General features: G+C 66.9%; 22 protein-coding genes. 7 read left to right on the forward strand and 15 right to left on the reverse strand.

All coding sequences use genetic code 11. From position 1 onward, the window contains the following. Positions 1–211: 211 nt before the first annotated feature. Together CSW63_RS17150 and recA are read right to left on the reverse strand one after the other, a co-directional pair. Positions 212–631 (reverse strand): OsmC family protein, encoded by a 420-nt coding sequence (locus CSW63_RS17150; protein ID WP_062093457.1) that lies wholly within the window; start codon positions 629–631, stop codon positions 212–214. A gap of 273 nt (positions 632–904) precedes the next feature. After that, positions 905–1,975 carry a recombinase RecA gene (gene recA / locus CSW63_RS17155; protein WP_062093456.1) on the reverse strand — a complete coding sequence of 357 codons (1,071 nt, stop codon included), beginning with the start codon at positions 1,973–1,975 and terminating at the stop codon, positions 905–907. Between the two features lie 264 nt (positions 1,976–2,239). Here recA and CSW63_RS17160 point away from each other — a divergent pair, with 264 nt between their 5' ends. Next, the gene (locus CSW63_RS17160) at positions 2,240–3,847 is read left to right on the forward strand and encodes an EAL domain-containing protein (RefSeq protein ID WP_168193681.1); all 1,608 of its coding nucleotides are present in this window, start codon (positions 2,240–2,242) and stop codon (positions 3,845–3,847) included. 40 nt (positions 3,848–3,887) lie between these two features. On the opposite strand, the gene CSW63_RS17165 is transcribed toward CSW63_RS17160, so the two are convergent. Further along, the gene (locus CSW63_RS17165; RefSeq protein ID WP_062093454.1) at positions 3,888–5,711 is read right to left on the reverse strand and encodes a DUF885 family protein; all 1,824 of its coding nucleotides are present in this window, start codon (positions 5,709–5,711) and stop codon (positions 3,888–3,890) included. A 104-nt stretch (positions 5,712–5,815) separates the two neighbouring features. Next, positions 5,816–6,193, reverse strand: a complete 378-nt coding sequence (locus CSW63_RS17170; protein ID WP_062093453.1) for a DUF4440 domain-containing protein — start codon at positions 6,191–6,193, stop codon at positions 5,816–5,818. Positions 6,194–6,261: 68 nt separating this feature from the next. Here CSW63_RS17170 and CSW63_RS17175 point away from each other — a divergent pair, with 68 nt between their 5' ends. The 4 genes from CSW63_RS17175 to CSW63_RS17190 all read left to right on the forward strand — a co-directional run bounded on the left by CSW63_RS17175 (position 6,262) and on the right by CSW63_RS17190 (position 8,314). Beyond that, on the forward strand, positions 6,262–6,795 hold the full coding sequence (locus CSW63_RS17175; RefSeq protein ID WP_062093452.1) for a GNAT family N-acetyltransferase: 534 nt from the start codon (positions 6,262–6,264) through the stop codon (positions 6,793–6,795). Positions 6,796–6,836: 41 nt separating this feature from the next. Beyond that, entirely contained in the window at positions 6,837–7,163 is a 327-nt protein-coding gene (locus CSW63_RS17180) for a hypothetical protein (protein WP_062093451.1), read from the forward strand. 85 nt (positions 7,164–7,248) lie between these two features. Beyond that, the gene (locus CSW63_RS17185) at positions 7,249–7,662 is read left to right on the forward strand and encodes a response regulator transcription factor (RefSeq protein ID WP_062093450.1); all 414 of its coding nucleotides are present in this window, start codon (positions 7,249–7,251) and stop codon (positions 7,660–7,662) included. A 121-nt stretch (positions 7,663–7,783) separates the two neighbouring features. After that, entirely contained in the window at positions 7,784–8,314 is a 531-nt protein-coding gene (locus tag CSW63_RS17190) for a DUF4199 domain-containing protein (protein ID WP_062093449.1), read from the forward strand. Between the two features lie 40 nt (positions 8,315–8,354). Here CSW63_RS17190 and cckA read toward each other — a convergent pair whose 3' ends face one another. From cckA to CSW63_RS17220, 6 genes are all read right to left on the reverse strand, one after another. Beyond that, positions 8,355–10,430: a cell cycle histidine kinase CckA gene (gene cckA / locus CSW63_RS17195; RefSeq protein ID WP_062093448.1), complete on the reverse strand. Its 2,076-nt coding sequence runs from the start codon at positions 10,428–10,430 to the stop codon at positions 8,355–8,357. Positions 10,431–10,533: 103 nt separating this feature from the next. Next, positions 10,534–11,619, reverse strand: a complete 1,086-nt coding sequence (gene flhB / locus CSW63_RS17200; protein ID WP_062093447.1) for a flagellar biosynthesis protein FlhB — start codon at positions 11,617–11,619, stop codon at positions 10,534–10,536. A 9-nt stretch (positions 11,620–11,628) separates the two neighbouring features. Then, complete coding sequence (fliR, locus tag CSW63_RS17205; RefSeq protein WP_062093446.1) at positions 11,629–12,384, reverse strand: flagellar biosynthetic protein FliR; 756 nt, start codon at positions 12,382–12,384, stop codon at positions 11,629–11,631. Positions 12,385–12,398: 14 nt separating this feature from the next. After that, complete coding sequence (gene fliQ / locus CSW63_RS17210) at positions 12,399–12,665, reverse strand: flagellar biosynthesis protein FliQ (RefSeq protein ID WP_171012797.1); 267 nt, start codon at positions 12,663–12,665, stop codon at positions 12,399–12,401. Between the two features lie 147 nt (positions 12,666–12,812). Then, positions 12,813–13,115: a hypothetical protein gene (locus tag CSW63_RS17215; RefSeq protein WP_062093444.1), complete on the reverse strand. Its 303-nt coding sequence runs from the start codon at positions 13,113–13,115 to the stop codon at positions 12,813–12,815. Between the two features lie 63 nt (positions 13,116–13,178). Next, the gene (locus CSW63_RS17220) at positions 13,179–14,558 is read right to left on the reverse strand and encodes a hypothetical protein (RefSeq protein WP_082749289.1); all 1,380 of its coding nucleotides are present in this window, start codon (positions 14,556–14,558) and stop codon (positions 13,179–13,181) included. Between the two features lie 379 nt (positions 14,559–14,937). Here CSW63_RS17220 and CSW63_RS17225 point away from each other — a divergent pair, with 379 nt between their 5' ends. Continuing rightward, positions 14,938–15,417, forward strand: coding sequence for a hypothetical protein (locus tag CSW63_RS17225; protein ID WP_062093443.1), 480 nt, complete (start codon positions 14,938–14,940; stop codon positions 15,415–15,417). Here CSW63_RS17225 and CSW63_RS17230 read toward each other — a convergent pair. After that, a complete protein-coding gene (locus CSW63_RS17230) occupies positions 15,414–15,800 on the reverse strand; it encodes a methylglyoxal synthase (protein ID WP_062093442.1) in 387 nt (128 codons plus the stop codon). The two genes, CSW63_RS17225 and CSW63_RS17230, sit on opposite strands and share 4 nt — an antisense overlap. Before the next feature lie 171 nt (positions 15,801–15,971). On the opposite strand from CSW63_RS17230, the gene CSW63_RS17235 reads away from it, so the two are divergent. Next, positions 15,972–17,201: a pyridoxal phosphate-dependent aminotransferase gene (locus CSW63_RS17235; RefSeq protein ID WP_062093441.1), complete on the forward strand. Its 1,230-nt coding sequence runs from the start codon at positions 15,972–15,974 to the stop codon at positions 17,199–17,201. Positions 17,202–17,518: 317 nt separating this feature from the next. Here CSW63_RS17235 and CSW63_RS17240 read toward each other — a convergent pair whose 3' ends face one another. The 4 genes from CSW63_RS17240 to CSW63_RS17255 form a co-directional block, all read right to left on the reverse strand. Beyond that, entirely contained in the window at positions 17,519–19,123 is a 1,605-nt protein-coding gene (locus CSW63_RS17240; RefSeq protein WP_062099007.1) for a peptide chain release factor 3, read from the reverse strand. A gap of 10 nt (positions 19,124–19,133) precedes the next feature. Next, positions 19,134–20,660 carry a hypothetical protein gene (locus CSW63_RS17245; protein WP_062099005.1) on the reverse strand — a complete coding sequence of 509 codons (1,527 nt, stop codon included), beginning with the start codon at positions 20,658–20,660 and terminating at the stop codon, positions 19,134–19,136. An 85-nt stretch (positions 20,661–20,745) separates the two neighbouring features. Then, on the reverse strand, positions 20,746–22,278 hold the full coding sequence (locus CSW63_RS17250; RefSeq protein WP_062099003.1) for a hypothetical protein: 1,533 nt from the start codon (positions 22,276–22,278) through the stop codon (positions 20,746–20,748). Between the two features lie 145 nt (positions 22,279–22,423). Continuing rightward, positions 22,424–24,814 (reverse strand): TonB-dependent siderophore receptor, encoded by a 2,391-nt coding sequence (locus CSW63_RS17255; protein ID WP_062099001.1) that lies wholly within the window; start codon positions 24,812–24,814, stop codon positions 22,424–22,426. Positions 24,815–25,060: the final 246 nt, after the last annotated feature.

Here is a 25,060-nt window from a genome sequence, read left to right on the forward strand (position 1 = left end):
CGCCCTCGCCGCGTCGCGGCATCAACGGGCGACGGGCGACGGGCGACAGGCGACAGGCGACAGGCGACAGGCGACAGGCGACAGGCGAAATTGGTGAAGCCGAGGTCGGCGCAAGTCGGGCGTTGCCCAAGCCTCGATCGCCGCAGTTCGGCGCGACCGACTTAGATCGATAACGGGGACCGACCTTCGCGCAGTCCGCGCGCAGTTCGCGTCACCCCGATGTGTCCTTTTCCCGCCGCTGGATAGTCCCCTCAAGCCTGGTCGCGAGCGCGACCGTATTGGAGATCGTGCCGTACTTGCGAACATTCCTATGCAGTAGTTCCAGCCGCTGATCGCTCTCATCGGTATCGATGATCAGGCTATAGTCGACCGAGACGATCATCGGTGGAACGTCCTGACGAACCGCGTGCAGGCGGACCTCCACGCCACGAAGATCAAAGTCGAGCATTGGGGTGACGCGCTCAATGCCCTTGATCATGCAGGCGGCGATCGCGGCCAGGAAGAGTTCAGCGGGATTGAAAGCGTCCGGGCGGCCGGCCAAGTCTGTGTCCAGCACCACCTCAGCCCCCTTGGCCTGGGCCACAGAGCCGTGCTGGTCCACACGGCGTGCGGTAACGCGGTACTCAAGCATGAGCGTCCTCCTGTTAGCGTAGAGATTAGCTCCGCCTCGGCGGGCTTACTATTGGAGGTGAACTTGGGTCGAAACCCGACCTTCACGCTGCATGCCGCCCCCAATCAAGCCGAGGAACAACTGTCCAGCCTCCCGCCCCTGAAAGAGTAGGCCGCCTGGCATGGGGTCCAGGCGGCCTGATCGCGACCTTCGCGGCGGTCCGCCGCGGGCGTGTTGAAGGCGGGGAACGCCCGCGAGTGCGGGCAAAGGCCGCGAAACCTTCGGAGGGACGACCTATTCCTCGTCGCCCTCCTCGGGACCGCCGACCAGAAGCTCTTCCTCGATTTTCTGGGACGACTTGCGGACGGCCGCCTCGATGCTGTTGGCGATATCAGGGTTGTTCTTCAGGAACTCGCGGACATTGTCGCGGCCCTGGCCGATGCGCTGGCTGCCGTACGAGAACCACGAGCCAGCCTTGTCGATGATCCCGGCCTTGACGCCCAGATCGATCACTTCGCCCAGCTTCGAAATGCCCTCGCCGTACATGATGTCGAACTCGACCTCGCGGAAAGGCGGGGCCACCTTGTTCTTCACCACCTTCACGCGGACGTTGTTGCCGATGATCTCGTCGCGGGCCTTCACTGAGCCGGTGCGGCGGATGTCCAGGCGCACCGAGGCGTAGAACTTCAGCGCGTTGCCGCCGGTGGTGGTCTCCGGGCTGCCGTACATCACCCCGATCTTGTGGCGGATCTGGTTGATGAAGATGACGATGGTGTTGGCCTTGTTGATCGAGGCGGTCAGCTTGCGCAGCGCCTGGCTCATCAGTCGCGCCTGCAGACCCGGCAGGCTGTCACCCATCTCGCCTTCGATTTCGGCCTTCGGCGTCAGCGCTGCGACCGAGTCGACGACCACAATGTCCACGGCGCCCGACCGCACCAGGGTGTCGGTGATCTCAAGCGCCTGCTCGCCGTTGTCAGGCTGAGAGACCAGAAGGTTGTCGAGATTGACCCCCAGCTTGAAAGCGTAGGACGGGTCCAGCGCGTGTTCGGCGTCGACGAAGGCGGCGGTGCCGCCGGCCTTCTGGACCTCGGCCACGACGTGCAGGGCCAGGGTGGTCTTACCCGAGCTTTCCGGGCCGTAGACCTCAATGATCCGCCCCTTCGGCAGACCGCCGATGCCGAGCGCGATGTCGAGGCCCAGCGAGCCGGTCGAAACCGACTCCATCTCGACCTTGCCCTTTTCGCCCAGCTTCATCACCGAGCCCTTGCCGAACGCGCGGTCGATCTGGGCGAGAGCCGCCTCTAGCGCGCGTTGCTTATCGCCTTCTTCCTTGGCCACGAGTTTCAAAGCCGCCTGACTAGTCATGATTGATCCGCCTTCTATTCCATGATTCCGGCCGCCCGATTGGCGCTTCCCGCGCCCCGCCTCAGCAACCTGTGGAACATGGTGAATGCGTACATGCTTTGTTCCATGTTCGCAAGATGTTCCCTTACCCAGAAACGTCCGTTTTTGTCGCACTGCCATCACGAGCGCGCTTTTACCGATTTTGGGTATGCCGTTCGGACCGCCTGAAACCGCTCCTTAAGCCCCGTCATGGCAGTTTCACCGAGAAATAGGGGAAACGCCGCCTTGTCTCTGGATCCGCGCCGTCTGCTTGGGCTGGCCTTTGCGAGCGCCGACCTGTTGGTCGAGCTGCAGGGTGGAAAGGTGCGCCTAGCCCTGGGCGCCGCCCAGAAAGTGATGGGCAAAAGCGAGTCCGCGCTGACCGGGAAGGCCTGGGTCGACCTGTTCCACGCCGATGATCAGCCGCTGATGGAAGCCATGCTCGGCTGCGCCGACGATGGCGTCCGGCGTGGTCCGGTGGTGCTTCGTCTGGCGGGCCCGGGGGAGCGCAATGTTCGCGTGGTCCTGCGGGCCCTGCCCGACAACGGAGGGCGCGTCTCGGCCGCTCTCACGGCCGCCCAGCCGGCGAGTCCGCCGCTCAGCGCCAGTTCGCTGCAACCACGCGAGTCGTTCGACGACATCGCTCAGGGACTGTTCGAGGCCGCGCGCGTCACCGGCATCGAGCTGGAACTGGCGATGGTGGAGTTCTCCGGCCTGGCCAACATGCGCCAGGGCCTTTCACCTGCCGAGGCCGCCGCCCTCGATGTGCGTGTGGCCAGCGCGCTTCGCGCCGAGGCCCACGCCGGCGCGGCCGCCACCAAGCTTTCCGAAGACCGCTTCGCCGTGCTGCGTCAGCGCGACGACCGCCCAGAGAACATGATCAAGCGCCTGACCCGAATGGTCAGCGCCGAAGCCAGCGCTCATCTGGTCCCGCTGGAAAGCGGCGGCGGCTCGGCCCGCGCGTTGCGGGCGCTACGCTATGCGCTCGACGACTTCCTGCGCGAGGGGCTCAAGGACACCCCGCCGATGAGCCTGTCGGAGGCGATGAACCGCTCCGTCAAGCGCACTCTGGCCCGTGCCGGCGCACTGGGCGTCGCGGTGAGCCAGCGCCGATTTACCCTCGCCTATCAGCCAGTGGTCTCGCTGGCGACGGGCCTGGCGCATCACCACGAGGTCTTGGTGCGGTTCGAGGACGGCGGCAGCCCGTTCGCGCTGATCCGCATGGCCGAAGAGTTCGACCTGATCGAGGAACTGGATCACTCGATCGTCGAACAGGTGGTCAAGAAGCTGGCCAACGACCAGGAGCGCAAGCTTAAGCTGGCGGTCAACATCTCGGGCCAGACGATCGGCAACGAGAGCTTCATCGACCATGTGAGCCGCCTGCTGTCCCGCTATGACGGGGCCAAGGGCCGCCTGATTTTCGAGATCACCGAGACCCGCGCGATCGACAACCTGACCCTCGCGAACCAGCACATCCAGAGCCTGCGCGCGCTGGGCTCGCTGGTGTGTCTGGATGATTTCGGCGCGGGCTCGTCGTCCTTCGCCTATCTGCAGCAGCTGAGCCTGGACATCGTGAAGATCGACGGCCGCTATGTCCGGGAACTGGCCGACAATGGCCGTGACGGCGCCCTGGTGCGCCGCCTGGTCGAGCTGTGCCGCGACCTCAAGGTTCGCACCGTCGCCGAGATGGTCGAGACCGCCGAGGTCGAGGAAATCGTGCGCAACGTCGGCGTCGACTTCGCCCAGGGTTGGCTCTACGGCAAGCCTTCCGACAAGCCGTCCCCCGCCCTGCGCACCACCGCCACGGTCACGCCGCTGGCGCGACGCGCGGGCGCCAGCGACAGCTGGGGCTGACCGGCCCTCCCCGCGTGGGAAGGACCGATCAGAACCTCACTCAGGCCTTGCCGCCCTTGGCGACGATGTAGTCGTCGACCACGCGTTCCAGCACGGTCAGAGGCGTCATGCCCGACAGCAGGCCCGCGTCGTGGAACTCGCGGATGTCGAACTTCTTGCCGAGCGCCTTCTGGGCCTTGGCGCGGGCGCGGAGCCAGACGATCTTGCCGATCATGTAGCTGCAGGCCTGGCCGGGCCACACCACGTAGCGCTCGATTTCGGTCGTCGCGCCGCTTTCCTCATCGCCCATCGTCTCGGCCATGTACTTGATGGCCTGCTCGCGGCTCCACTTCTTGTAGTGCATGCCGGTGTCGACCACGAGGCGCACGGCGCGGAACAGGGCGTCGTGCAGCATGCCGATCTGGCCGCGCGGATCGTTTTTGTAGATGCCCATCTCGACGGCGAGCTGCTCGGAATAGAGCGCCCAGCCCTCGGCGTAACCCGAGAAGCCGATGATCTTGCGGATCAGCGGCAGGCCCTTGGCCTCGTTCGACAAAGACAGCTGCAGATGGTGGCCCGGAACCCCTTCGTGCACCGTCAGGGTGGTCAGGGTGTACTTGGCCTGCTCCTTGGTGTCGCGCAGGTTGATCCAGTAGATCCCCGGGCGCTTCCCATCCAGCGAGGGCGAGTTGTAGTAGCCGCCCGGCGCGCCGGCCTCGATGGCCTTGGGCACGCGACGGATCTCCAGCGGCGCCTTGGGCAGCTGGCCGAAATAGGCCGGCAGCTGCTTTTCGATCCACTTGGCCTTGTCGTTCAGATCCGCGATCAGCTGTTCCTTGGCCGCGTCGGTGTTGGGGTAGATGTCCTCACCCAGCTTGCGCATCCGATCGCCGACCGTGCCCTTGGTCATGCCGATCTTCTTGAACAGTTTGTCGGCCTCGGCCTCGATCGACTTGACCATGTCCAGACCCAGCTGGTGGATCTCTTCGGGCGTCAAGGTCGAGGTCGTGTAGTTCTTCAGCGACACCGCGTAGTAGTCGCCGCCGTCCTTCAGCCGCCAGACGCCCGCGTCGTGGGTGGCCTTGCTCCGCGCGCTCTCCATCAGCGCGATCTGGCGCTTGAGCGCGGGCAAGACGGCGTTCTCGTAGATCTTGGAGGCCTCGCCGGCCCAGTCGCCGTCGATCTTCTTGTCCTTGGTGCGGCGGGCGATCGACTTGACCAGCGGCGCCTCGGCCGTCGGCGTGTCGGCGAAGGCCTTCATCTGGATCAAGGTCTTGTCGATGATGAAGTCGGGCGGGATCACGCCGTCGGCGATGTCCTGCTTGGCCAGGGCGGTTTCCTGATCCATCAGGCGCGCGAAGCCCTCCATCCGCGACAGGTAGGCGTCGGCGTCGGCCTTGGTCTCGATGCTGTGCTGGGTGTCGAGGAAATCCGGCATCTGCTGATAGCTGCCGGTCAGCTGGCTCAGCACATAGGGCGCGCCCGAGCCGCCGCCGCCATAGCGGAACTTGGCGTTACCCTCATCCTGCACCGACAGCACGAACTCGACCGTGTCGTAATTGACCGCGTCCATGCCCTTGAGTGCGCGGCGGTCGATAACGCGCAGCGCTTCCAGTTGCTTGCGCGTCTCGGCCTTGCCCGCCTCGATAGCCGCGAACGAGCGATCGCCCAGCAGGCCCTTGGTCCAGGCCAGATCACCGTGATCCAGGCCCAGGCCCGTCGCCGTCTCGGGAGACTGGCGCAGTTGCTTGGCCATGATCACGTCGAACAGGGCGTTCAGCTTGGCCACCTCGCCCTCGCGGGCCAGGGCCAGGGTCGGCAGACCGCCCGTCGCGGCGAAGCCGGCCGCGGCCGTGGCGAACATCATGTGACGACGATTGAGCAAGGTTTTCCTCCCCAGAGGCATTTTTGAAGTTCAAAGCCGTAAGCCTGCCGTCTGGCGAGGCGAAATTAATTCCGAGTCATCTTGCCACGGCTGAGCGTCGCCGATCAGGCCAAAGTCACGAAGAGCTCGTTCTCGATGATCCATTGGCCGGTGACCTTCTTCCAAGTGGCTAGATAGGTCCCCGACTGCTCGGGCGCGTCCTTCCAGGTCCCGATCCAGCGGCCGCGCTCGGCGGCGCGCGAGCCCTCGGCGTTCAGCGTGATCTCTTCGGTGGTGCGGACATAGGCCACAAATCCCCTGTCCGCGAACTGCCCGGCAAACGCGGCCAGGACATCCTCGGCGCCCAGCAGCAGCGAGCCGTCGCCGGCGATCAAGGTCACGCGGGGGTCGAAGAAGGGCCGCAGCCGGGCGGCGGCCTTGGCGGCGATCAGCTTGTTGGTCAGCTTGCGACGCGCGGCGATGGCGTCTTGCGGCGTGGTCATGATGATCTTCCGGTTCGGGCCAGTCGGTGTAGCTTGCGCGGCGTTCATACCGCAAACCCTGAGTCCCGATGGCCGCCCCGACCCTCACCACCGCTCGCCTGATCCTGGCTCCGCCCGCCCTCGCCGACTTCGAGGACAGTCGCGCGATGTGGTCCGACCCGCTGGTCGTCAAGCATGTCGGCGGCCGCGCCTTCACCGAAGAGGAAAGCTGGACCCGTCTGATGCGCGCACGCGGTCTTTGGGAAGTGCTCGGCTTTGGCTACTGGGCGGTTCGCGAGACCGCCACGGGCCGCTATGTCGGCGAGGTCGGATTCGCCGACCTGCGGCGCGAGCTTGAGCCCAGCCTCTACGGCCTGCCCGAAATGGGATGGGTGCTGGCGGCCTGGTCGCATGGGCAGGGCTTTGGAACCGAGGCGGTGCGCGCGGGCCTGGCCTGGATCGACCAGGCCCTGGCCCCCGAGGTGGTGCCATGCATCATCAACGTGGAGAACAGGCCCTCGATCGCTCTAGCCGAAAAGGTCGGCTTCCAGCTGAAGACCCACGCCCAGTACAAGGGTTCGCCGATCCTGATGATGGAGCGACGCCGGTCGTCCGGCCGCTGACCGTCTGACGCTTGCGCGCCGAAACGTGCTATGGCCGGCGCATGGTTCGCAAAGTCACCGCCAAGCTCGTCGCCGTCCCCGATCCCACCGCCGAGGCGGACCGCGCCTGGTTCGAAGCCCATCCCGAACGGCGCTTTCGCCTGCGCGACCCGGCGCCGGTCGAGTTCAAGGACCCGCTGGGCGATCCCGGGGAGGGCTTTTCCTGGCGCGTGCTGATCGCCCGCCTGCCCGAAGGCAGCCGGCTAAGGTTGCCGGTGTCGCTGTCGTGGGAACTGCACAACGACCACGCCAAGGACCAGCACCTGCAAATCCTGTTCGATCAGGTCGCCCCGCCCGAGGCCAAGGCGCGTATCGCTTTCAAAAGTTAGAGCATTTTCGGCCCGATAACCGTTTCACACGTGTCGGAAAAGGCTCTGCCTTGACGCGCCGCGCGGTTCGAGCACCCTTTCGCCCATGATCCGCACGGTCGTTCTCTGGGCGCTGGTCCTGGCGCTGAGCGCCTTCGCCCTGCAGTGGCTGGAGTACGGCTTCGTCGTGCGGGCCTTCTCTTGGCAGGTCTATGTCGGGCTGATCGGCGCGGCGTTCGCGGCCGGCGGCGTCTGGGTCGGCTGGCGGCTCGCCGCCCGCGCGCGCCCGGAGGTGTTTCAGCGCAATGACGCGGCTCTGGCCAGCCTTGGCCTGACAGGCCAGGAGATCAAGGTCCTGGAACGTTTGGCGGCCGGCCGCTCCAACAAGGAGATCGCCCGCGACCTTGGCCTCTCGCCAAACACCGTAAAGACCCATGTTGGGAACCTCTACGGCAAGCTGGAGGTCAGCCGTCGCACCCAGGCGGTCGGCAAGGCCCGGGACCTGTCGCTCATTCCGTAGGGTTGACCGACGCCCGATCGGGCGAAACTGTCGTTCTCACCCTTTTGGGCGATACCGTTTCCCCGGGGAAACAAGACAGCTTGCGGGGCGCGTCGCAGGGGGCGGCGCGGAGGAGGACTCCATGCAACGCACCATTCTCATCCACGGCCTGGCGTCGGGCGCGATCATCATCCTGGGCATGATCGCCACCATCGTGCTCTCCAAGGGCGGCGCGCCGCATTCCAACGTCTGGCTCGGCTATCTGATCATGCTGGTCGGGCTGTCCGCGATCCTGATGGCGGTCAAGTCGCACCGCGACAAGGCGCTGGGCGGCGTCATCCGGTTCTGGCCCGCGCTGCTGATCGGTCTTGGCGTGGCGCTGGTGGCGGGCCTCGCCTATGTCGCGATCTGGGAAGTCTATCTGGCGCTGACCGACTACGCCTTCATGGAGCAGTATGTCGCCGCCACGCTGGCCCAGAAGAAGGCCGCCGGTCTCAGCGGCGCCGAGTACGCCAAACTGGCCGCAGACCTGGAAGCGATGAAGCACAGCTACGCCAACCCGCTGCTCCGAATGCCCATGACCTTCGCAGAGATCTTCCCGGTCGGGGTGCTGGTGGCTCTGGTCAGCGCGGCGCTGGTACGCAATCCGAAGTTCCTGCCAGCCAAGGCCTGACGGTCCAGGCTCCGCCGTCACTCCCGGAGCGCGGCGGGCCTCAAGCGGCTTGCAGCTGCTGCTTGACGCGCTCGGCCAGGGTCTTGATGTCGATCGGCTTGGGCAGGAAGGTCACGCCCGTCTCGCCTTCCAGCAGGTCGCTGAACTCGGCCTCGGCATAGCCGGAGATGAACATCACCGGCGCCGTCCCAAGGTAACCGCGCGCCTTCTTCAACAGGGTCGGACCGTCAATCCCCGGCATGATCACGTCGGAGATCAACAGGTCGATCGTGCCGGCGTTCTCTTCGGCGATCAGCAGGGCCTCCTCGCCGTCCGCGGCCTCCAGCACCTCGTAGCCCCGGGCGCGAAGCAGGCGGGCGGCGACGCTGCGCACGGCGTCCTCGTCCTCGACGAACAGGATTCGGCCGGCGCCCGACAGGTCGCGCGCGGCGCGCGGCTTGGCTGGCTCGGCGGCGACTTCGGCGGCCACGGCGCCGGCCGGCGCTTCGTAGACCGGCAGAAAGATGCGGAACGCCGCGCCCTCGTTGGGCCGGCTGTGGACGTGGATCCAGCCATCGCTCTGCTTAACGATGCCGTAGACGGTGGCCAGGCCCAGACCCGTCCCCTCGCCCACCGGCTTGGTGGTGAAGAACGGGTCGAAGATCTTGCCCATGACGTCGGGCGGAATGCCGGGACCGTCGTCGCTGACCTCGATAAAGGCGGTGTCGCCATCAGCGGCCGGGAAGCCGAGCTGGATGGCCTCGTCACGGGTCAGGCGCGCGGTGCGGATACGCACGACGCCGCCGCCCTTGGCCGCACGCACGGCGTCACGCGCGTTGACCGCCAGATTCATCACCGCCGTCTCGAGCTGGCTCTTGTCGGCGCGCACCTGCGGCAGGTCGCGGCCGTAGTCGGTGATCAGCTTGACGTCTTCGCGCAACAGACGGCGCAGCAGGACTTCGAACTCGCTGATCAGTTCGCCCAGGTCCAGCACCTCGCGCTGAACGGTCTGCTTACGCGAGAAGGCCAGCAGCTTGCGCACGAGATCGGCGGCGCGGACGCCGGTCTGGCGGATTTCGTTCAGCCCCTCGTACGACGGGTCGCCGACCGGGTGGCGGTGCAGCAGCTCGTCCAGGCGCAATTGGATCGCGGTGAGCAGGTTGTTGAAGTCGTGCGCCACGCCGCCGGCCAACTGACCGATGGCCTGCATCTTCTGGGCCTGGGCCAGTTGCAGCTCGATCTGCTTCTGCTCGGACACGTCGATCATGTAGGCCACCAGGCGGCCTTCGGCGCGGTATAGATAGAGATGGGCGATGCGGGCGGGATCGCGCGCCAGCCGCACCTCATAGGGACCCGCGCGCCCTTCGTTCAGGCGCGTCTCAGCCTCGGCGCGCGAAGCGGCGTCGATCAGGTCGCCGAACACGACGCCAGGCTTGGCGCCGGTCATCGTGGTGAGGGCCGGATTGGTCTCGAGCACACGCGAGGTGAAAGGCTCAACGCCTTCCAACAAGGCCGCGCCGAACGGCGAAGCGCCGGCGAAGGCGTCGAGCGTGCTGGGCGGCGGGGCCGCGCGTTCGGCCACCGGCGCGGGCGAAGCGTCTTCGGCGGCCGTCTCGGCGACGACGACGGGCGACAGCCGGATCAACAGCCGGCCGCCGGCCAGGCGCGAAACCTTGGCCGTGTAATCGACGCCTCCGGCGCTCAGCACGCCCTCGGCCATCTCGCCCTTGCGCGCCTGGACCAGGGCCGCGAATAGGCTGGAGCCGGCCACGCCCTTGGGAAGCCGGCGCTGCTCGCCCATCACCTCTCGCCACGGCCCGTTGGCGGCCAGGACGCGGCCATCGGCGGCGGCGAGGCTGGCCGGCTCGCTAAGCGCCTCGATGAAGCCCTCGGCCTGATCGGCGTCACCGCCGGAAAGCGCCGAGCCGCGAATGGCCACGAGGCCCAACACCACGACGCCCGAAACGCCCAGAAGCAGCAGCAGGCCCGCCAGGGTGGTCGGACCGGCCTTCAAGGCGGGCGCCGCCGACAAGGCCGCAGCGACCACAAAAAACAGCGCCGCGCCGACCAGCCATGGATCGAAACGCCGACGCGGCGCGCCGGTCGAAACCTTGTCCTGAAGCTGCAAGTCGGCCATCGGCTGGGTAGCACCTTTGGTTACGGCGAGCCCGCGACTCACCCGCAATTGGAGAAAGAATAGCCTTTTCTAGAGGCTAGGTCAGTTTTCCCAAGAATGTGGCTCAGAGAGGACGCGCCCGGGATTGAGGCTTCTTGCCGTTCAGGATGAAGCTGATGACCTTGGCGACGGCTTCGAAGTGCTCGACGGGGATTTCTTCGTCAACCTCGACGCTCGCGTAGAGGGCGCGGGCCAGCGGCGGGTCTTCCAGGACCGGCACGCCATGCTCCTCGGCGATGGCGCGGATCTTCAGGGCCAGCTCGTCGACGCCCTTGGCCACGCAGAGCGGCGCGGGCGTCTCGCCCTGCTCGTACTTCAGCGCCACGGCGTAGTGGGTCGGGTTCATGACCACGACGGTGGCCTTGGGCACGGCCTGCATCATCCGCTGGCGCGAGCGCTGCATCTGGATCTGCCGGCGCCGGCCCTTGATATGCGGATCGCCGTCGGACTGCTTGAACTCGTCCTTGACCTCCTGAAGCGTCATGCGCATGCGCTTCATGAACCGTATCCGTTGCCAGAAGTAATCGAAGGCCGACGTGGCCACGAGCAGCAGGATCACCGCGATCAGCAGGCTCTTGGAGAGCTTCATCGCCTCGGGAATCAGGGCCGCCGGGTCCATGCCGACCAGGTTCCGCACCTCGCCGACGTGGGGCTTGAGCACGAAATAGGCGATCACGCCGGTGACCAGGAACTTCACCGCAGACTTCAGGAACTGAACGATCCCGTCGGGACCGAAGATGCGCCCCAGCCCCTTGATCAGATCCAGCTTGTTGAAGTCGGGCTTGATCTTATCGGGTGTCAGCAGAAAGCCCGTCTGAGCGATGTGCGCTGCGGCGCCCGCGAAGGCGGTGACCACCATCACCAGCACCAGCGGCGGCAGCGCGGCCATCAGCGCCTGCTTGAGCACCACCATGGCCCCGCCGCTGGTCAGGTCGATCGTGCCGGCGTGGGCGATGAACGGCGTCAGGGCCGCCATCAGGTCGCGGGTCAGCCAGCCGCCGGCCAACAGGATCACCGACACCGCCCCGGCCAGCGAGGCCAGCTGCGGGATATCGGCCGACTTGATGACATCGCCCTTGGCGCGGGCGTCCGACAGCTTCTTGGCTGACGGCTCTTCTGTTTTCGATTCTGGATCCGTGTCGTCCGCCATGCGCGCCCCCTAGACGAAGATGTCCAAGAGTTCGCGGTAACGGTCGGTCCAGACCATGGCGATGCCGCCCAGCGACAGCGCCAGCAGGGACAGGCCCAGGATCACGCTGAGCGGCGAGGCCACGAAGAAGATCTGGAAGGCCGGCATGATACGCCCGACCAAGCCCGTGGCGAGATTGAAGACCAGAGAGAACACGATCACCGGGGCGGCCAGCTGCACGCCCAGGGAAAACGACTGCGCCACCGTCCGCACCGCCAGGGCGGCCGCGTCATTGACCGGCACGGCGCGGGTGAACGGGAAGATCGTGTACGATTTCACGATGGCGCCGATGAACAGGTGATGCAGGCCGGTCGCCATCACCAGCGTCAGGCCCAGCATAGACAGAAACGTCGCGACCGCCGTGCTCGAACCCTGCATCGACGGGTTGGTGCTCTGGGCGAACGAGAGGGTCGTCTGCATCGAGATGATTTCGCCCGCCGTCGTCAGCGATGTCATGAACAGGCGCAGCACCGAGCCGACCATCAAGCCGATCAGGACCTCATGGATCACAGCACCGCCCAGTCCGCCCAGGGTCGTCGGGATCGGGCCGACGGTGTCCTGCACCAGGGGGGCGAGGATCAGCGCCATCAGCAGGGCGAACGACAGGCGGATACGGGCGGGAACGGACTGGTCGCCGATGCCCGGCATGGTCATGACCATGGCGCCCACCCGTGCGAACACGAGGGCGGCGACATAGACCTGAAAGGCCGTGGCGAAGGCGTTCAAGGGCCCCTCGCCTCCTACATGCCGGCGATGCGAGCGGCGATCTGGCGCATGAAGCCGCTCATCAGCGAGCCCATCAGCGGCAGGAAGATCAGCAGTGAGATGAAGATCGCCACGATCTTGGGCGCATAGACCAGCGTGGCTTCCTGTATCTGGGTCAGGGCCTGGAACAGGCCGATCGCGACGCCGACGACAAGGCCGACGATCAGCACCGGCGCGCAGAGCTGAAGCGTCAGCCAGATCGCGTCCCGGCCGACATCAAGAACCTCGGCGCCCGTCATCAAAAGCCTCGTGGGAATCGGCCGGACCGGCCGCCTGGAATCGAGGCTTCAAGATGCGCGGAATATGGTTAACAGGGCGTTAGGGGTTGCGGAGCTGAGCCCTGCTGTCGGCGGCCACGACGCTGTGTCCCGACCGCCGTCAGAGCGTGATCAGCGGATGCGGATGCGGACCGGAACCTGGATGTAGGAGCCGGCGCGGCTCTTGCCGTCGGGCCCCAAAAGGTCGACCTGGAACTGAGAGGCCATCGACAGAGCGGCTTGACCAACGCCCAGGTCGTTGGGGCTCTCGTCCTGCACGGTGCAGGCGGTGAGGTGACCGTCATTCTTGACCAGGCAGTTGAGTACGGCCACCGCGATGCGCGGCTCCGACACGGGCTTCAGCAGGTCCGTCGAGGCCTGGGCCGGAGCGGCGTCGGCGACGATGGCGGCGGCGAGAGCGAGCGAAGCGATCACGTGTTCATCCCTGTACTGGTCTTTTTATCGGCGGGCCTTTCGCCGCCTGTGTTCCGTTTAGGATCAGACGGCCTGGGCGTGCTTGAGCCGTTGCAGACCCTGTGCCGCCAGATCGGTCAGCGACCGCAGGCCAAGCTCGGAGAAGACGTCGAACGCCCCGGCCAGGGCAGCGCCCGCGCGGGCCAGCCGCCCGTCGTCGCGGCCGGTGATCTCCACCCGAGCCTCGTAAAGCCGAGCGAGGTTCATCTGGGCGACGGCCCAGCTGGCTGGGTCGCGCCCGCCCGGCGCGGCCGCCAGCTCGGCCTTGAAGGCCAACTCGGCGGCGTCGAGCACCGCCAGATCGGCGGTCAGCTCCGCGCAGCGCGCCAGACACAGCGCGCGATTGTTGGCCACCACCGCACGCAGGGCCAAGGCCGGCTGGATCTTCAGCGCCTGGGTCGCGCGGTCGTAGGCCATCACCGCCTGCTCGAAGACGCGCTCGCTGGTCGAGGCCTCGCCCATCGCCTGCAGCGCCGCGCCCAACGAGGCCTGGGCCCTCGCCCAGTCCATGGGACTGTGATCGGCGGGAACCGCCTCCACCGCTTCGGTCAGAGCCTCGACGCCGTCGGCGATCCGCGCGATCTCACCATCCAACTCGCCCAGCAGCACCAGCGCGCCGCCTCGCAGCCCTTGCAGGCGCGCCCAGGCCAGCGGCTCGAAATCCGGATCAAGCGCCGCGGCCGCCGCCTCGGCCTCGTTCGCGGCCTGCTCGGCCAGGGCCCGGTCCTTGCGGCGTTCGGCGCACGACAGGATCAGCTCAACCCGCGCCGCGCGCTGCTCGGCCAGCAGCAGGCGCGCCGAGCCGCCTTTTACGCGCTTGGCGGACGCGAGCGTCCGCAGCGGCGCCTCGAACGCCTGCACCGCATCCAGGGCGCGATCGACATTGTTCTCCGACAGCGCCGCGCGGCCTTCCAGCCCGGCGGCCAGCGCGCCGCATTGGGCGGTGCGATTGTGAGCGGGCGTGCGGGCCAAGGTCGCCGACGCCGCAGCCACCAAACCCTCGTCGCCAAACAGGTCCGCGCCCAACACCGCCAGTACGGCCTGCTCGCAGCGGGCGGCGGCCAGGGCGTCCTGTCGCCGTTCGGTCTCGAAGAGCTTGGCGGCGGCCTCGGCCTGGGCGGCGCCCTTGCGCAAAGCGGCGGCGTCGCCCGTGCGACGGGCCAGCTCGCGCCAGACGACGGCGGCTTCCAGCAAGCGCGCGCCGCGATCCTTGGCGCCGATGCGTCCGGCCACAACGTCGGCCGAACGCGCCTCGTTGGCCAGAAGACGCACGTCCAGCAGCTCCAGCAGGGAGGTGTCCCCGCCGGTCAGCCCTTCGCGCCACGTCGCCTTGAAGCCGCCCTCGGCGTCGACGCCGAACAACCGCTTCAGATCTCGCCCGAACTCGAACATCGCCTCGCGCACTCCGCTTACGGATCGTCCCACCCCGGGACAGCCCAGAGAAGGTTCAACGCCTGAGCAGCAAAACCGGAGCCAGCGAAATTAACAAGCCGTTAAGAAGTGTTTAGCGCGCGTTAACCATAAATATTTTCTCTTTTTTTACACCTTGATCAAAATTCCACCCATATTGGGCGAAGTTGTATTGAATTGGCACGGTTCTTGCTTATTCCAATACAGCAAAGACCGCAGGCAGGCTCACCCTCCTAGAACTTTGTTCACCGAACTGAAGATGACGTTAACCCTAAGTTTTAAGCCAGGGTTTACCGTTCGTTCCCATCGACCCTCCCCTCAACGGTGCGAAGCAGGTTAGAAGACAGAGGAATCGTCGACTTCGGAGCCCGACATGGCCTCTGTCACCGTGTGGATCGCCAGCCTCTGCCGCGCCGACCCGGGCTACGGCGGATGGGCTTATGTCCGGAAGATGGACGGCGAGACCGGCGCTGCGGCGATCAAGGGCGCGGCGGGCGGCGAGCGCCGCACCAGCGGCGCCAAGATGAGCCTCACCGCTCTGACCGAGGCGCTGGAAAGCCTCGCCGACCTTCCGGCCGAGGCTCGGGTCACTCTGCGGTTCCTCGATCCGGACCTGGCGGGCCAACTGGTCGCCACCGACGGCGCCTACGCCACGGCGGAGCCGGAGGCCTGGGCCGCCGCGCGCGCCGCCGTCGCCTCACGCCCCGTCCTGGATCTCGTCCCGTCTTCGCCGGGCGAGGCGACCAGCGGCTTCCTCTCGGCCTGGGCGGAGTTTGGGCTGGATACGGCCAAGTCGCGCGGCAGCTTCAAGGCCGCGATCCCCAAGCCGAACCTGATGAAGTTCCCGGCCTAGCTAGTCGCCTCGTAGCCGGCCACAATCAGATCGGCCGTAGCGGCGTTGCAGGCGAAGGGGATGTCGTACAGCGTCGCCAAGCGGATCAGCGCCTTGATGTCGACGTCGTGCGGCTGAGGCGATAGCGGATCGACAAAGAAGATCAGCGCGTCCAGCCGCCCCTCCGCGATCATCGCGCCCAGTTGCTGGTCGCCGCCCAGCGGACCGCTCTTCAGTCGCATAAGGTTCAGGTCGGGCAGCGCCTCCAGGATTCGGCCGCCGGTCGTGCCGGTTGCGAACAAGGCCTTGTCCTTCAGAAAGCCCTGGTGCGCCACGATCCACTCGACCAGCGCGGTTTTCTTGTCGTCATGGGCGACCAGGCCGATGGCCAGGGGAGCGGGCATGGTGGGTGTCCTGAAGCGGTCCTAGCCGCACTCATTTCGCGCCGACGCAGCCAAGGCAAGCCCGTCCCTGCCCGCACCTTGGGCGCCGCGCGATTTCCTCGCCGAGGAGCCCTTGCACGCCGCCCGGCATAGGCGCGTCCTAGCGCCATCGATTGAAGGGGGAGCAAGACCATGGCCAACGAAATGTCCAACGAACGCGCGCTGGCGCGGCGCGCCTTCCTGCGCAGCGCGGCCTTCCTGGCTACGGCGGCGCCGATCATGACCGAGGCGAGTCTGGCGCACGCGGCCCAGACCGCCACGCCGCCATCAGGCATGGCGCTCCATGGCCAGGGCCCCACCGCGCCGCCCTCGAGCATGGTGCTGATCAACGCCAACGAAAATCCGCTCGGCCCCAGCAAGGCGGCCTGCGACGCCATCGCGCGGGTGGCGCCGCTGGGCGGGCGCTATGACCTGACCGGCGAAACCGAGCGCCTGACCAAGACCATCGCCGCGCAGAGCGGCCTCAAGCCGGAGTTCATCGCGGTCTACGCCGGCTCGTCCGAGCCCCTGCACTACAGCGTGCTGGCCTTCACCTCGCCGACCAAGAGCTTCGTCACCGCCGATCCGTCCTACGAGGCGGGTATGTTCGCGGCCAGGACCAGCCAGGCCAAGATCATCAAGACGCCGCTGACCAAGGACTACGCTCACGACGTCAAGGCGATGGTCGCCGCCGACGCCCAGCCCGGCGTCATCTATATCTGCAACCCCAACAACCCGACCGGCACGGTGACGACCAAGCAGGACATCGTCTGGGCGCTGGAGAACAAGCCGGCAGGGTCGATCCTGCTGGTGGACGAAGCCTATATCCACCTGACCGACGAGCCCGACACCCTGGACCTCGTCGCCCAGGGCAAGGACCTGATCGTGCTGCGGACCTTCTCGAAGATCTACGGCATGGCCGGCATCCGTTGCGGCTTTGCGGCGGGGCGTCCGGACCTCTTGGCCAAGCTCAAGCCGTTTGGCCAGAACGCCATGCCGATCACCGGCTCGGCCGCCGCCCGCGCCTCGCTGGAGGATCCCCAGCTGGTTCCCGAGCGCCGCAAGATCATCGGCGATACGCGGCGCGACACGATCGCCTGGCTGAAGTCCAATGGCTACAAGGTCATCGGCGATCCGCAGACCAACTGCTTCATGATCGACACCGGCCGCAACGGCCGGAGCGTGATGGCGGCCATGAAGGCCAAGAACGTCCTGATCGGCCGCACCTGGCCGATCTGGCCCAACGCCGTGCGCGTCTCGGTGGGCACGCCCGAGGAAATGGCGGCGTTCAAGACAGCCTTCAAGGCGGTGATGGATGGCCCGCCTCTCGCAGAAGCCGACCACGTTCAACTCGCGCAACTCGACGGTTACGTGGCGGTGTAGGCGCCGGTCGACAAGGCGAGATTGGCGGCGCCTCTGCGGAGTTTGAGGCGCCAACATCTCGTTTCCGGCGTTGGTCGGATTTCTGTTCCCGACCCATACTCGCCCCCTCCGCGCCTTCGGCGCTCCGCCCCCATAGGGGGAAGAAGGGAGCGCACCTTCTGCCCCCTATGGGGGCGGACGACCATGCAAAGCATGGTCCGGTGGAGGCCTGCGGCCTGTCCGACTTACACCCTCAGTCGCCCATCCGAACCGCCGCTTCGCGGCGACCGCTACCCGCAGCGCCAGGGCTCCAAGCAAAGAGCCGCCAGCCGCCTCTCCTACGCCCGTTCCTTGGTTCGCTCGAACCGCACCTTCGGGTACTTGTCGGCGACGTAGCCGATCTCCCAGGCGCTCTTGCCCAGGAACACCGGCGCTTCGTCGATGTCCTGGCCCATGGCCGACTTGTGCTTGTCGACGAAGTCCTCGACGGCGGCGCGCTCGCCGACCAGCCAGCGGGCCTCGGCGAACGGGCTATTCTCGAAGATCACGTCCAGCTGGTACTCGTTGGACAGGCGATCGGCCATGACCTCGAACTGCAGCTGACCGACGGCCCCGACGATGAAGTCGCTGCCGATCATCGGACGGAACAGCTGGGTGACGCCCTCTTCGGCCAGGCCTTCCAGCGCCTTCTTCAGGTGCTTGGCCTTCAAGGGATCCTTCACCCGCACGCGGCGCAGGATTTCCGGCGCGAAGTTGGGCAGGCCGGCGAAGCGCAGCGTACCGCTTTCGGACAGGCTGTCGCCCACCCGCAGCACGCCGTGGTTCGGAATGCCGATCACGTCGCCGGCGAAGGCGTCCTCGGCCAGTTCGCGGTCAGAGGCGAAGAACATGATCGGCGCATTGACGCTCATGGCCTTGCCGGTGTTCTGGGCCTTCAACTTCATGCCGCGCGTGAAGCGGCCGCTGGTCAGGCGCAGCATGGCGATGCGGTCGCGATGGTTGGGGTCCATGTTCGCCTGGACCTTGAACACAAAGCCCGAGACCTCCTTGTCGCCGGGCTCGACGCTGGTCGGCTCACCGTTCTTTTCGGCCTTCATGGCCTTGGGCGACGGGGCGTAGGCGCCGATGCCGGCGAGCAGCTCCTTGACGCCGAAGTGGCGCAGGGCCGAGCCGAAGAACACCGGCGTCATGTGGCCTTCCAGGAACGACTGCACCTCGAAGGTCGGATAGCCGCCGCCGACCAGTTCGGCCTGCTCTTCCAGCTCGGCCTTCCCGGCGTCTTCCAGGAACTGGTTGATCGAATTGCCGTCGAAGGCGACCGGCTCGGGATGGCCCTCGTCGTCGCCCGAACCGCCGGTCCGCTTGGCGTAGGGGATGAAGATCCCCTCGCGCATGTCCAGCATGCCCTTGAAGCGACCGCCCGACCCCGCCGGCCAGTAAAGCGGCGCCGGATCCAGCGCCAGCTTGGAGGCGATCTCGTCCAGCAGCTCGATCGGGTCCTGGGCCTCGCGGTCCATCTTGTTGATGAAGGTGATGATCGGGATGTCGCGCAGGCGACAGACCTCGAACAGCTTCAGGGTCTGGGGCTCGATGCCCTTGGCGGCGTCCAGCACCATGATCGCCGCGTCGGCGGCGGTCAGGGTGCGGTAGGTGTCTTCCGAGAAGTCCTCGTGGCCCGGCGTGTCCAAGAGGTTGAACATCTTGCCGTCGTGATCGAACGTCATCACCGAGGCGCTGACCGAGATCCCGCGCTCGCGCTCGATCTTCATCCAGTCCGACCGGGTGCGACGGTTTTCGCCGCGCGCACGCACGGCGCCGGCGGCCCGGATCGCCCCGCCGGCCAGCAGGATGTTTTCCGTCAGGGTCGTCTTGCCGGCGTCGGGGTGGCTGATGATGGCGAAGGTGCGCCGACGGGCGGCTTCAGCGGCGGGTGCAGTGCTCATGGGCGGGGACCTACCCGTCCACGGCGTCCTTGTCACCTGCGCCGGACGACGCGGCCGGTTTGCGGCGGGCCATGATGTCGTCGAACTGCTTGCGCCAGGCCTTGACCCTCTCAGGCGGAGCGTGCGGATCGTTGAGCAGGGGCTGCAAGAGGACGGCGGCCTCCTCGAACCGGTCGCGACGCACCAGGCCATCGACCGCGCCCAGCCGGAACGCGGCGACCTGAGGCGCGATGGCTTGCGCCTTCAGCAGAACATTGAGGATGTTGTCGCTGGGGTAGGACGGCTCGCCGCGCCGGGTCATGGCGTAGTCGTACAGCACCAGCGGGTTATCGGGATCGAGCTTGAAGGCTGCGGCGAGGTGGTCGCGCGCCTCCTCCAGCCAACGCGCCGCCTGGGCCGGCACGGCGCGAGCCTGCAGCATGCACGACCAGCCCAGTATCTGCAGCGCCTCTACATCGGCGGGGTCGGCGGCGATGCGTCCGCGCAGCAGGGTCTGAGCCTTGGCCCGATCGCCAAAGTCGTTCTCCGCGCGGGCCAAGGTCAGTTCGGCGAAGCGATCACCGGGGAAGCGCGCCGCCCGCTCGCGGATCAGCGCCAGAAGCGCGGGGCGGTCGGCCGTAGGGACGCCCATCTTCAGCCGCTGGTTTTCCAGGATCAACGCGTCCGTCGAGGGCGGCAGGGCGGTGAAGGTCAGGTTCAGCGCTGACGACGGTGGCCTGGGCATGCGCTTGCCCGGCAGGGCGACCATGTAGCGCTTGAGGGTCTTCTCCAGGTCGGCGAAGGGAATGCCGCTGGCCTCAGGAAACAGGGCGACCGGATCGCCGCCCGCCGCCACGCTTCGCGCATAGGCCGCCAGGCGCTTCAGGCGCTCGGGATCGGACATCATGTAGTGGGTCAGGATCCAGGCCTGGGCATAGAAGGCCGAGATGTCTGCTCGCTCTCCGGTCAGCGCCCGCCGTCCCAGGATTGTCTCGAACGGCGACCAGATCTGGCCGCGCAGCCAGCCGATACGGGGATTGGTGACGCCCACCTCAACGACGTCGCTCTTGAACCGCGCCGTCATCATGTACTCGGCGTAGCCCTCGACCAGCCAGGAGGGATAGGCGGCGGGCGCGTGCTGCATCATGAAGTGGTGGGCGTACTCATGGAACATGACCCTCAGCGCCACGTCGCTGTCATTGCCGGCGGTCAGCACCGCGAAGACCTCGCCCACGCCCGCCGAAAAGAACCCGCTGATATTCTGGTCGCCTGGCCGCACGCGCTTAAAGTCGGCGCGGGTCGGCGCCAGATAGATCGGCAAGCGCCGCACCGGCGGGGCGTCGCCCATGCCGTGCAGGGTGCGAAGAAGTCCGTCGAAATCCTCAAGGTCCCGCGCCATCTCGCGCAGGGTCTTCTCCCCCTCGTTGCCGAAGAGTGCGAAAGAGCGGCTCTCGGCCTTAAGCCAGCGGCTCTCGGCCAGCGCCGTTGAAGGCAGGCCTAGCGCGACGGGGGCGGCGACGGTCGCCAGCAATGCGCGACGCGAGATCAATCGGGACATCACTTCTCCTGGGTCCCCAACGCCGAAACCACCGGCCTCGGCTCATGGGCTTCGCCTCCCCACCCCGTCAATGGACGGTGGATGCTCATGAGCTCGGGCCGGCTGTCTCGGGCCCTGCACTCTGGCCGCTCCCACCGGGCGCGCCGGCCGCCGCCTCATCGATCGCCTTGACCATCGCCTGCGCGGCGTCGACCGCTTCCCCCCCGTGGGGGCTGCGGGCCAGGGGCATCAGCACGGCCTTGGCGATGACCGGCTCCTTGGTCGCGATCAGCGCCCGCGCCGCCTCCAGCCGATAGAGTCCCACCTCGGGCCCCATCTCCACGGCCTTGAGGCGGATATCCACGAGGCGGGACGTCAGGGGTTCGAGCGCCTTGCTGTTGGCGTAACCGCGCAAGACCACCGGATTGTCCGGATCGAGCTTGAAGGCGCGGGCGAACAGCTTCGCCGCCTCGGCGAAGGCGGCGGCGCGGATCGCCTCGTCGGCGGCTCCCGCGGCCAGACGGCTTTCTCCCAAGGCGATCAGGGCCTCCAGATCCTGGGGGTCGGCCGCCAAAAGCGCGTTGAGCATGCCCTCCCCAAGGGCGCGGTCGCCGTAGCGGGTTTCGGCTCGGGCCAGCACCACCTTGGCGAAACGGTCATCTCCCGCCTTGGCGGCCGCCTTACGCACGGCGGCCAGAAAGGCCGGCTGATCGGCGTCGGCCACGCCGATCTTCATGCGCTGCGATTCCAGCAACAGACCATCGGCGCTGGCCGGCAGCCGGGTGATGGTCATCGTCGCTTCGCCACTGTCGGTTCGGAGAAGAGCCCCGCCGGGGATCGGCTTGCTCATATAGTCCTGCAACTTGAGACGCAGAGCCTTCGGGTCGTCGCCGTAGACGCGCTTCCAGGCCCCGACGGCGTCACGGCTGTCGCGCGCGTCGTCGAGATAGGCCTTCAAGCGCTTGTACCGCTCGGGATTAGAGATCACGTAGTGGGTCAGCAGCCAGGCTTGGGCGTAGTAGGCCGCGCCCTCGTCGCGCCTCACCGCCCCCGGTCGCTTGGTCAGCACATCCTCGATCGGGATCCAGCTCCCCGGCTGGGTCAGGGTGCGGGCGCGGCCTCGGTTGACCCCGCCGAAGACCAGCTGCTTCGCGCCCAGATCGGCGGTCATGTAGTATTCGGCGTAGCCCTCGACGAGCCAGGCCGGATAGGCGCTTGGATAGTAGCGCAGCATGAAGTGATGCACGTACTCGTGCAGCACCGCATCGTCGCCCTTGTTCTCGTCGTTGTCGCCCGTGACGCCGTCGCGAACCGCCACGACGAACGTTTCCCCCGGAGATGGAAAATAGACCCCCGCCGCGCGCTCCAGCTTCGGCTGAATGCGTTGCAGTTCGGAGAGGCTGCTGACGAGATAGACAGGCAGCTTTCGCGGCGTGGCCTCGTCCTTGGGCCGGCCGTGGCGTCGGCGCAGGAGTCCGTCAAAATCCTCGAGCTGCGTCGCGTAGAGACGAACCGCGCGCTCGCTCCGGCCATAGACGACGAAGTGCGCGCTCTCGGCTCTCAGCCACTCGGCGTGCGCCGCGCCGCCCACCAAGAGAGCCGCCAGCGCCACCGCCGCGCCCCAGACTTTCGTTCGCATGACGCCCCCACAGAAGCACGATCGGGCGTACGGCCCGGGCGCGCAATCTTGAATTGAGCTTAGGCGAGAACGGGGAGCGGCTTCAACTCTTTCTTGTTCCGGCGAGAGGCCGCGACGAGGCCCGGTTCGTCGCGGCCCGCCGTCTTTAGAACTTCGCCGCCAGGCGGGCGTACCAGAGGCCGCCATCGGTGTCGTAAGGCGCGTTGCGCGAATAGATCAGACCGCGCGAGGCCTGGAACGTCGCCTCGTCCGGATAGGTGTCAAACAGGTTCTCGGCGCCGACCGTCAGCTTGATGGCGGGCGTGACCTGGGCGCTCACCGACAGGTCGATAAGGGTCTTGCCCGCGAAGGTCTGGATCAGGTCGGCCGCGCCGTTGGCCTGGGCGTCCGTCCACTCGCCCGACCAGCGGGCGCGGATCAGGCCGCTGAACATGCCGCGCGCATAGTCGAACGATACGTTGGCGGCGTTCTGCGGCAAGCCGTCTTCCAGGTTGACCTTGGCCAGACGCGACACCTCGGTCAGCTTCGACCGCGTGACCTTGGTGTCGTTCCAGTTCCAGGCGGCGGTCAGGCCGGCCCGGCCGCCCCACAGAGCCCCACGCCAGGCGCCGACGACATCCACGCCCTGGGTGCGGGTGTCGAACGAATTGGTGAAGTAGCTGACGGTCGTCAGGCTGTCAGCGCCGGGAACGCCGGCCGCCACCAGTTGAGCGCGCAAGGCCGGCGTCACCGTGAAGTTCGGCGAGACTGCAAAGCGGTTGTCGACCTCGATGCGGTAGTAGTCGACCGAGGCGGTGAAGCCGCCCTGGCGGAACACCGCGCCTAACGAGAGGTTCTGCGACTCTTCCGGCTCCAGCGGCTTGCCGCCAAGCGCCACCGCGATCGGGTTGACCGGGGACAGGCGACCCGAGGTGAAAAGCTGCAGGGTCGTGGTGTTCAACCCCTGCGAGGTGCGGGTGTTGTTGATCTGGCCGGCGGTCGGAGCCCGGAAACCCGTCGAGACCGCGCCGCGAAGGGCGAAGTTCGGCGTGAACTCATAGCGGGCGGCGATCTTGCCGTCGGTGGTCTGACCGAACTCCGAAAAATCCTCGTGACGGACGGCGATGTCGACGCCGAACTTGTCGGTGAACGGCAGATCGAGATCCACATAGCCCGCATAGCTTGTCTGATCCCAGGAGCCCGCCTGGCTGGGGGCGTAGCCGGGGAAGCCGTTCGAGCCGCTGGGCAGGCCAGCCGCCGCGCCTGGACCCACGTCCCAAGAGAAGCGGTCCCCGGCCTTGATTTCGTAGGTTTCCTTGCGCGCTTCCAGGCCGACGGCCAGGTTGGCCGGCTTTGCCAGGAACGACCAGACCAGCGGACGCGAGGCGTCCAGGTTCAGGGTGCTTTCCTTCTGGATCAGGGCGCCGGCGTTGAAACGCGTCGGCGACTGCGGCCCGAACGAGGCGTTGATGCTGTTGCTCAGCACGTAGTCGACCCGATCCTCACCCCAGCCGGCCGAGAGGTCCCACGACCAACCCATGGCGTCGCCGCGCAGGCCGCCGTTCACCGAGCTGTTGGTCTCGTCCTGGCCGAACTTCGGGGAGAACCCGGCCGGATAGATCTGGCTCAGCGACCAGCCCGGGAACACCGTCGAGGTGCGATACGAGCTGTCGGTGGACGGGTTACGCCAGTTGAAGTCGGTGACCCCCGTCATGTCGCTGTAGGTCACGAAGCCGTAGGCCTCGACCGCGTCATTGATCGGCAGGACCAGGTTCAACGAACCGCGCCACACTTCCCGATCCGGCTGGCCCCAGCGCTGGACGGGGTTGGGCACCTTGATGTTCGGGTTGGCGGCCTGAAAGGCGATCGCGTCCGGGCGCTGGCGGGTGCGCGACGTGGCCTCGGCCTTGGTGTAGTCGAGCGCGGCGACCAGGCTGCCGCCCTGACCGAGGGCGAAGCCATAGCGCGCGCCGAGCTCGGTCTTGTCGCCGTCGCCCGCATAGTAGCGGCCATACTGGCCGTAGCCCTCGAAGCCGGTCTTGCTGGACAGGATGATGTTGATCACCCCGGCGATGGCGTCCGAGCCGTACTGGGCCGAGGCGCCGTCACGCAGCACTTCGATGCGCTCCAGACCGCTGGTCCCGATCGACGCCAGGTCGACGCCCTGTTGGCCACGCCCCCCCAGAACCGCCGAGCGGTGGCGGCGCTTGCCATTGACCAGCACCAGGGTCTGGTCGGGCGAGAGACCGCGCAGGGTCGCCGGGCGCACGAAGGCCTGGCCGTCGGCGGCCGGCAAACGCTGAACGTTGAACGACGGCGTCGTGGCCGCCAGTTTGTTCATGATCTCGTCCGAGACGATGCTCTTCAGCGTCTCCTGGCTGACCACGTCGATCGGCGCGGCCGACTCGAAGGCGGTGCGATCAAGACGGCGCGTTCCGGTCACCACCACCGTCTCGACTTCCGTGGCGGTCGATTGGGCGGGCGCCTGCTGGGCTTGGGCTTGGCTGGCGAGCGCCAGGGCGAGCACGCCCCAGGCGCTGGTGGACAGGAGCTTCATGGCGAACCCTCGGTATGTCTGGTCCGCCGGGGTTAGCGATCGCCCTTGTCAGATGGGCGACACGCTCATGTTGGTTCCGTGAAGGGTTTGCGTCATTCACCCTCCGGTCGAACTGAGGCGAAATGCTCGCGATCAGCCGCCTTAGAGTTCGCGGGACGGGCGCAACGCTCCGTCGGCAAACCGCCACTTCGCGTCAAAATGCCCCTATTCGAAGAGGGGGTTTGGAGTCATGCTCCAGCTGTCGCA

Origin of the sequence: Caulobacter sp. FWC26 (assembly GCF_002742645.2) — a bacterium.
In the GTDB taxonomy this organism is placed as follows: Bacteria; Pseudomonadota; Alphaproteobacteria; order Caulobacterales; family Caulobacteraceae; genus Caulobacter.

What these genes read in the sequence shown, in the direction of transcription:
- CSW63_RS17185 (WP_062093450.1), top strand. Translation starts at nt 7,249, where the DNA reads ATGATCCGCACGGTCGTTCTCTGGGCGCTGGTCCTGGCGCTGAGCGCC.
- CSW63_RS17245 (WP_062099005.1), bottom strand. Translation starts at nt 20,660, where the DNA reads ATGTCCCGATTGATCTCGCGTCGCGCATTGCTGGCGACCGTCGCCGCC.
- CSW63_RS17235 (WP_062093441.1), top strand. Translation starts at nt 15,972, where the DNA reads ATGGCCAACGAAATGTCCAACGAACGCGCGCTGGCGCGGCGCGCCTTC.
- CSW63_RS17150 (WP_062093457.1), bottom strand. Translation starts at nt 631, where the DNA reads ATGCTTGAGTACCGCGTTACCGCACGCCGTGTGGACCAGCACGGCTCT.
- CSW63_RS17225 (WP_062093443.1), top strand. Translation starts at nt 14,938, where the DNA reads ATGGCCTCTGTCACCGTGTGGATCGCCAGCCTCTGCCGCGCCGACCCG.
- flhB (WP_062093447.1), bottom strand. Translation starts at nt 11,619, where the DNA reads ATGGCGGACGACACGGATCCAGAATCGAAAACAGAAGAGCCGTCAGCC.
- CSW63_RS17255 (WP_062099001.1), bottom strand. Translation starts at nt 24,814, where the DNA reads ATGAAGCTCCTGTCCACCAGCGCCTGGGGCGTGCTCGCCCTGGCGCTC.
- CSW63_RS17180 (WP_062093451.1), top strand. Translation starts at nt 6,837, where the DNA reads ATGGTTCGCAAAGTCACCGCCAAGCTCGTCGCCGTCCCCGATCCCACC.
- CSW63_RS17175 (WP_062093452.1), top strand. Translation starts at nt 6,262, where the DNA reads ATGGCCGCCCCGACCCTCACCACCGCTCGCCTGATCCTGGCTCCGCCC.
- CSW63_RS17190 (WP_062093449.1), top strand. Translation starts at nt 7,784, where the DNA reads ATGCAACGCACCATTCTCATCCACGGCCTGGCGTCGGGCGCGATCATC.
- recA (WP_062093456.1), bottom strand. Translation starts at nt 1,975, where the DNA reads ATGACTAGTCAGGCGGCTTTGAAACTCGTGGCCAAGGAAGAAGGCGAT.
- cckA (WP_062093448.1), bottom strand. Translation starts at nt 10,430, where the DNA reads ATGGCCGACTTGCAGCTTCAGGACAAGGTTTCGACCGGCGCGCCGCGT.
- CSW63_RS17250 (WP_062099003.1), bottom strand. Translation starts at nt 22,278, where the DNA reads ATGCGAACGAAAGTCTGGGGCGCGGCGGTGGCGCTGGCGGCTCTCTTG.
- CSW63_RS17230 (WP_062093442.1), bottom strand. Translation starts at nt 15,800, where the DNA reads ATGCCCGCTCCCCTGGCCATCGGCCTGGTCGCCCATGACGACAAGAAA.
- CSW63_RS17240 (WP_062099007.1), bottom strand. Translation starts at nt 19,123, where the DNA reads ATGAGCACTGCACCCGCCGCTGAAGCCGCCCGTCGGCGCACCTTCGCC.
- CSW63_RS17170 (WP_062093453.1), bottom strand. Translation starts at nt 6,193, where the DNA reads ATGACCACGCCGCAAGACGCCATCGCCGCGCGTCGCAAGCTGACCAAC.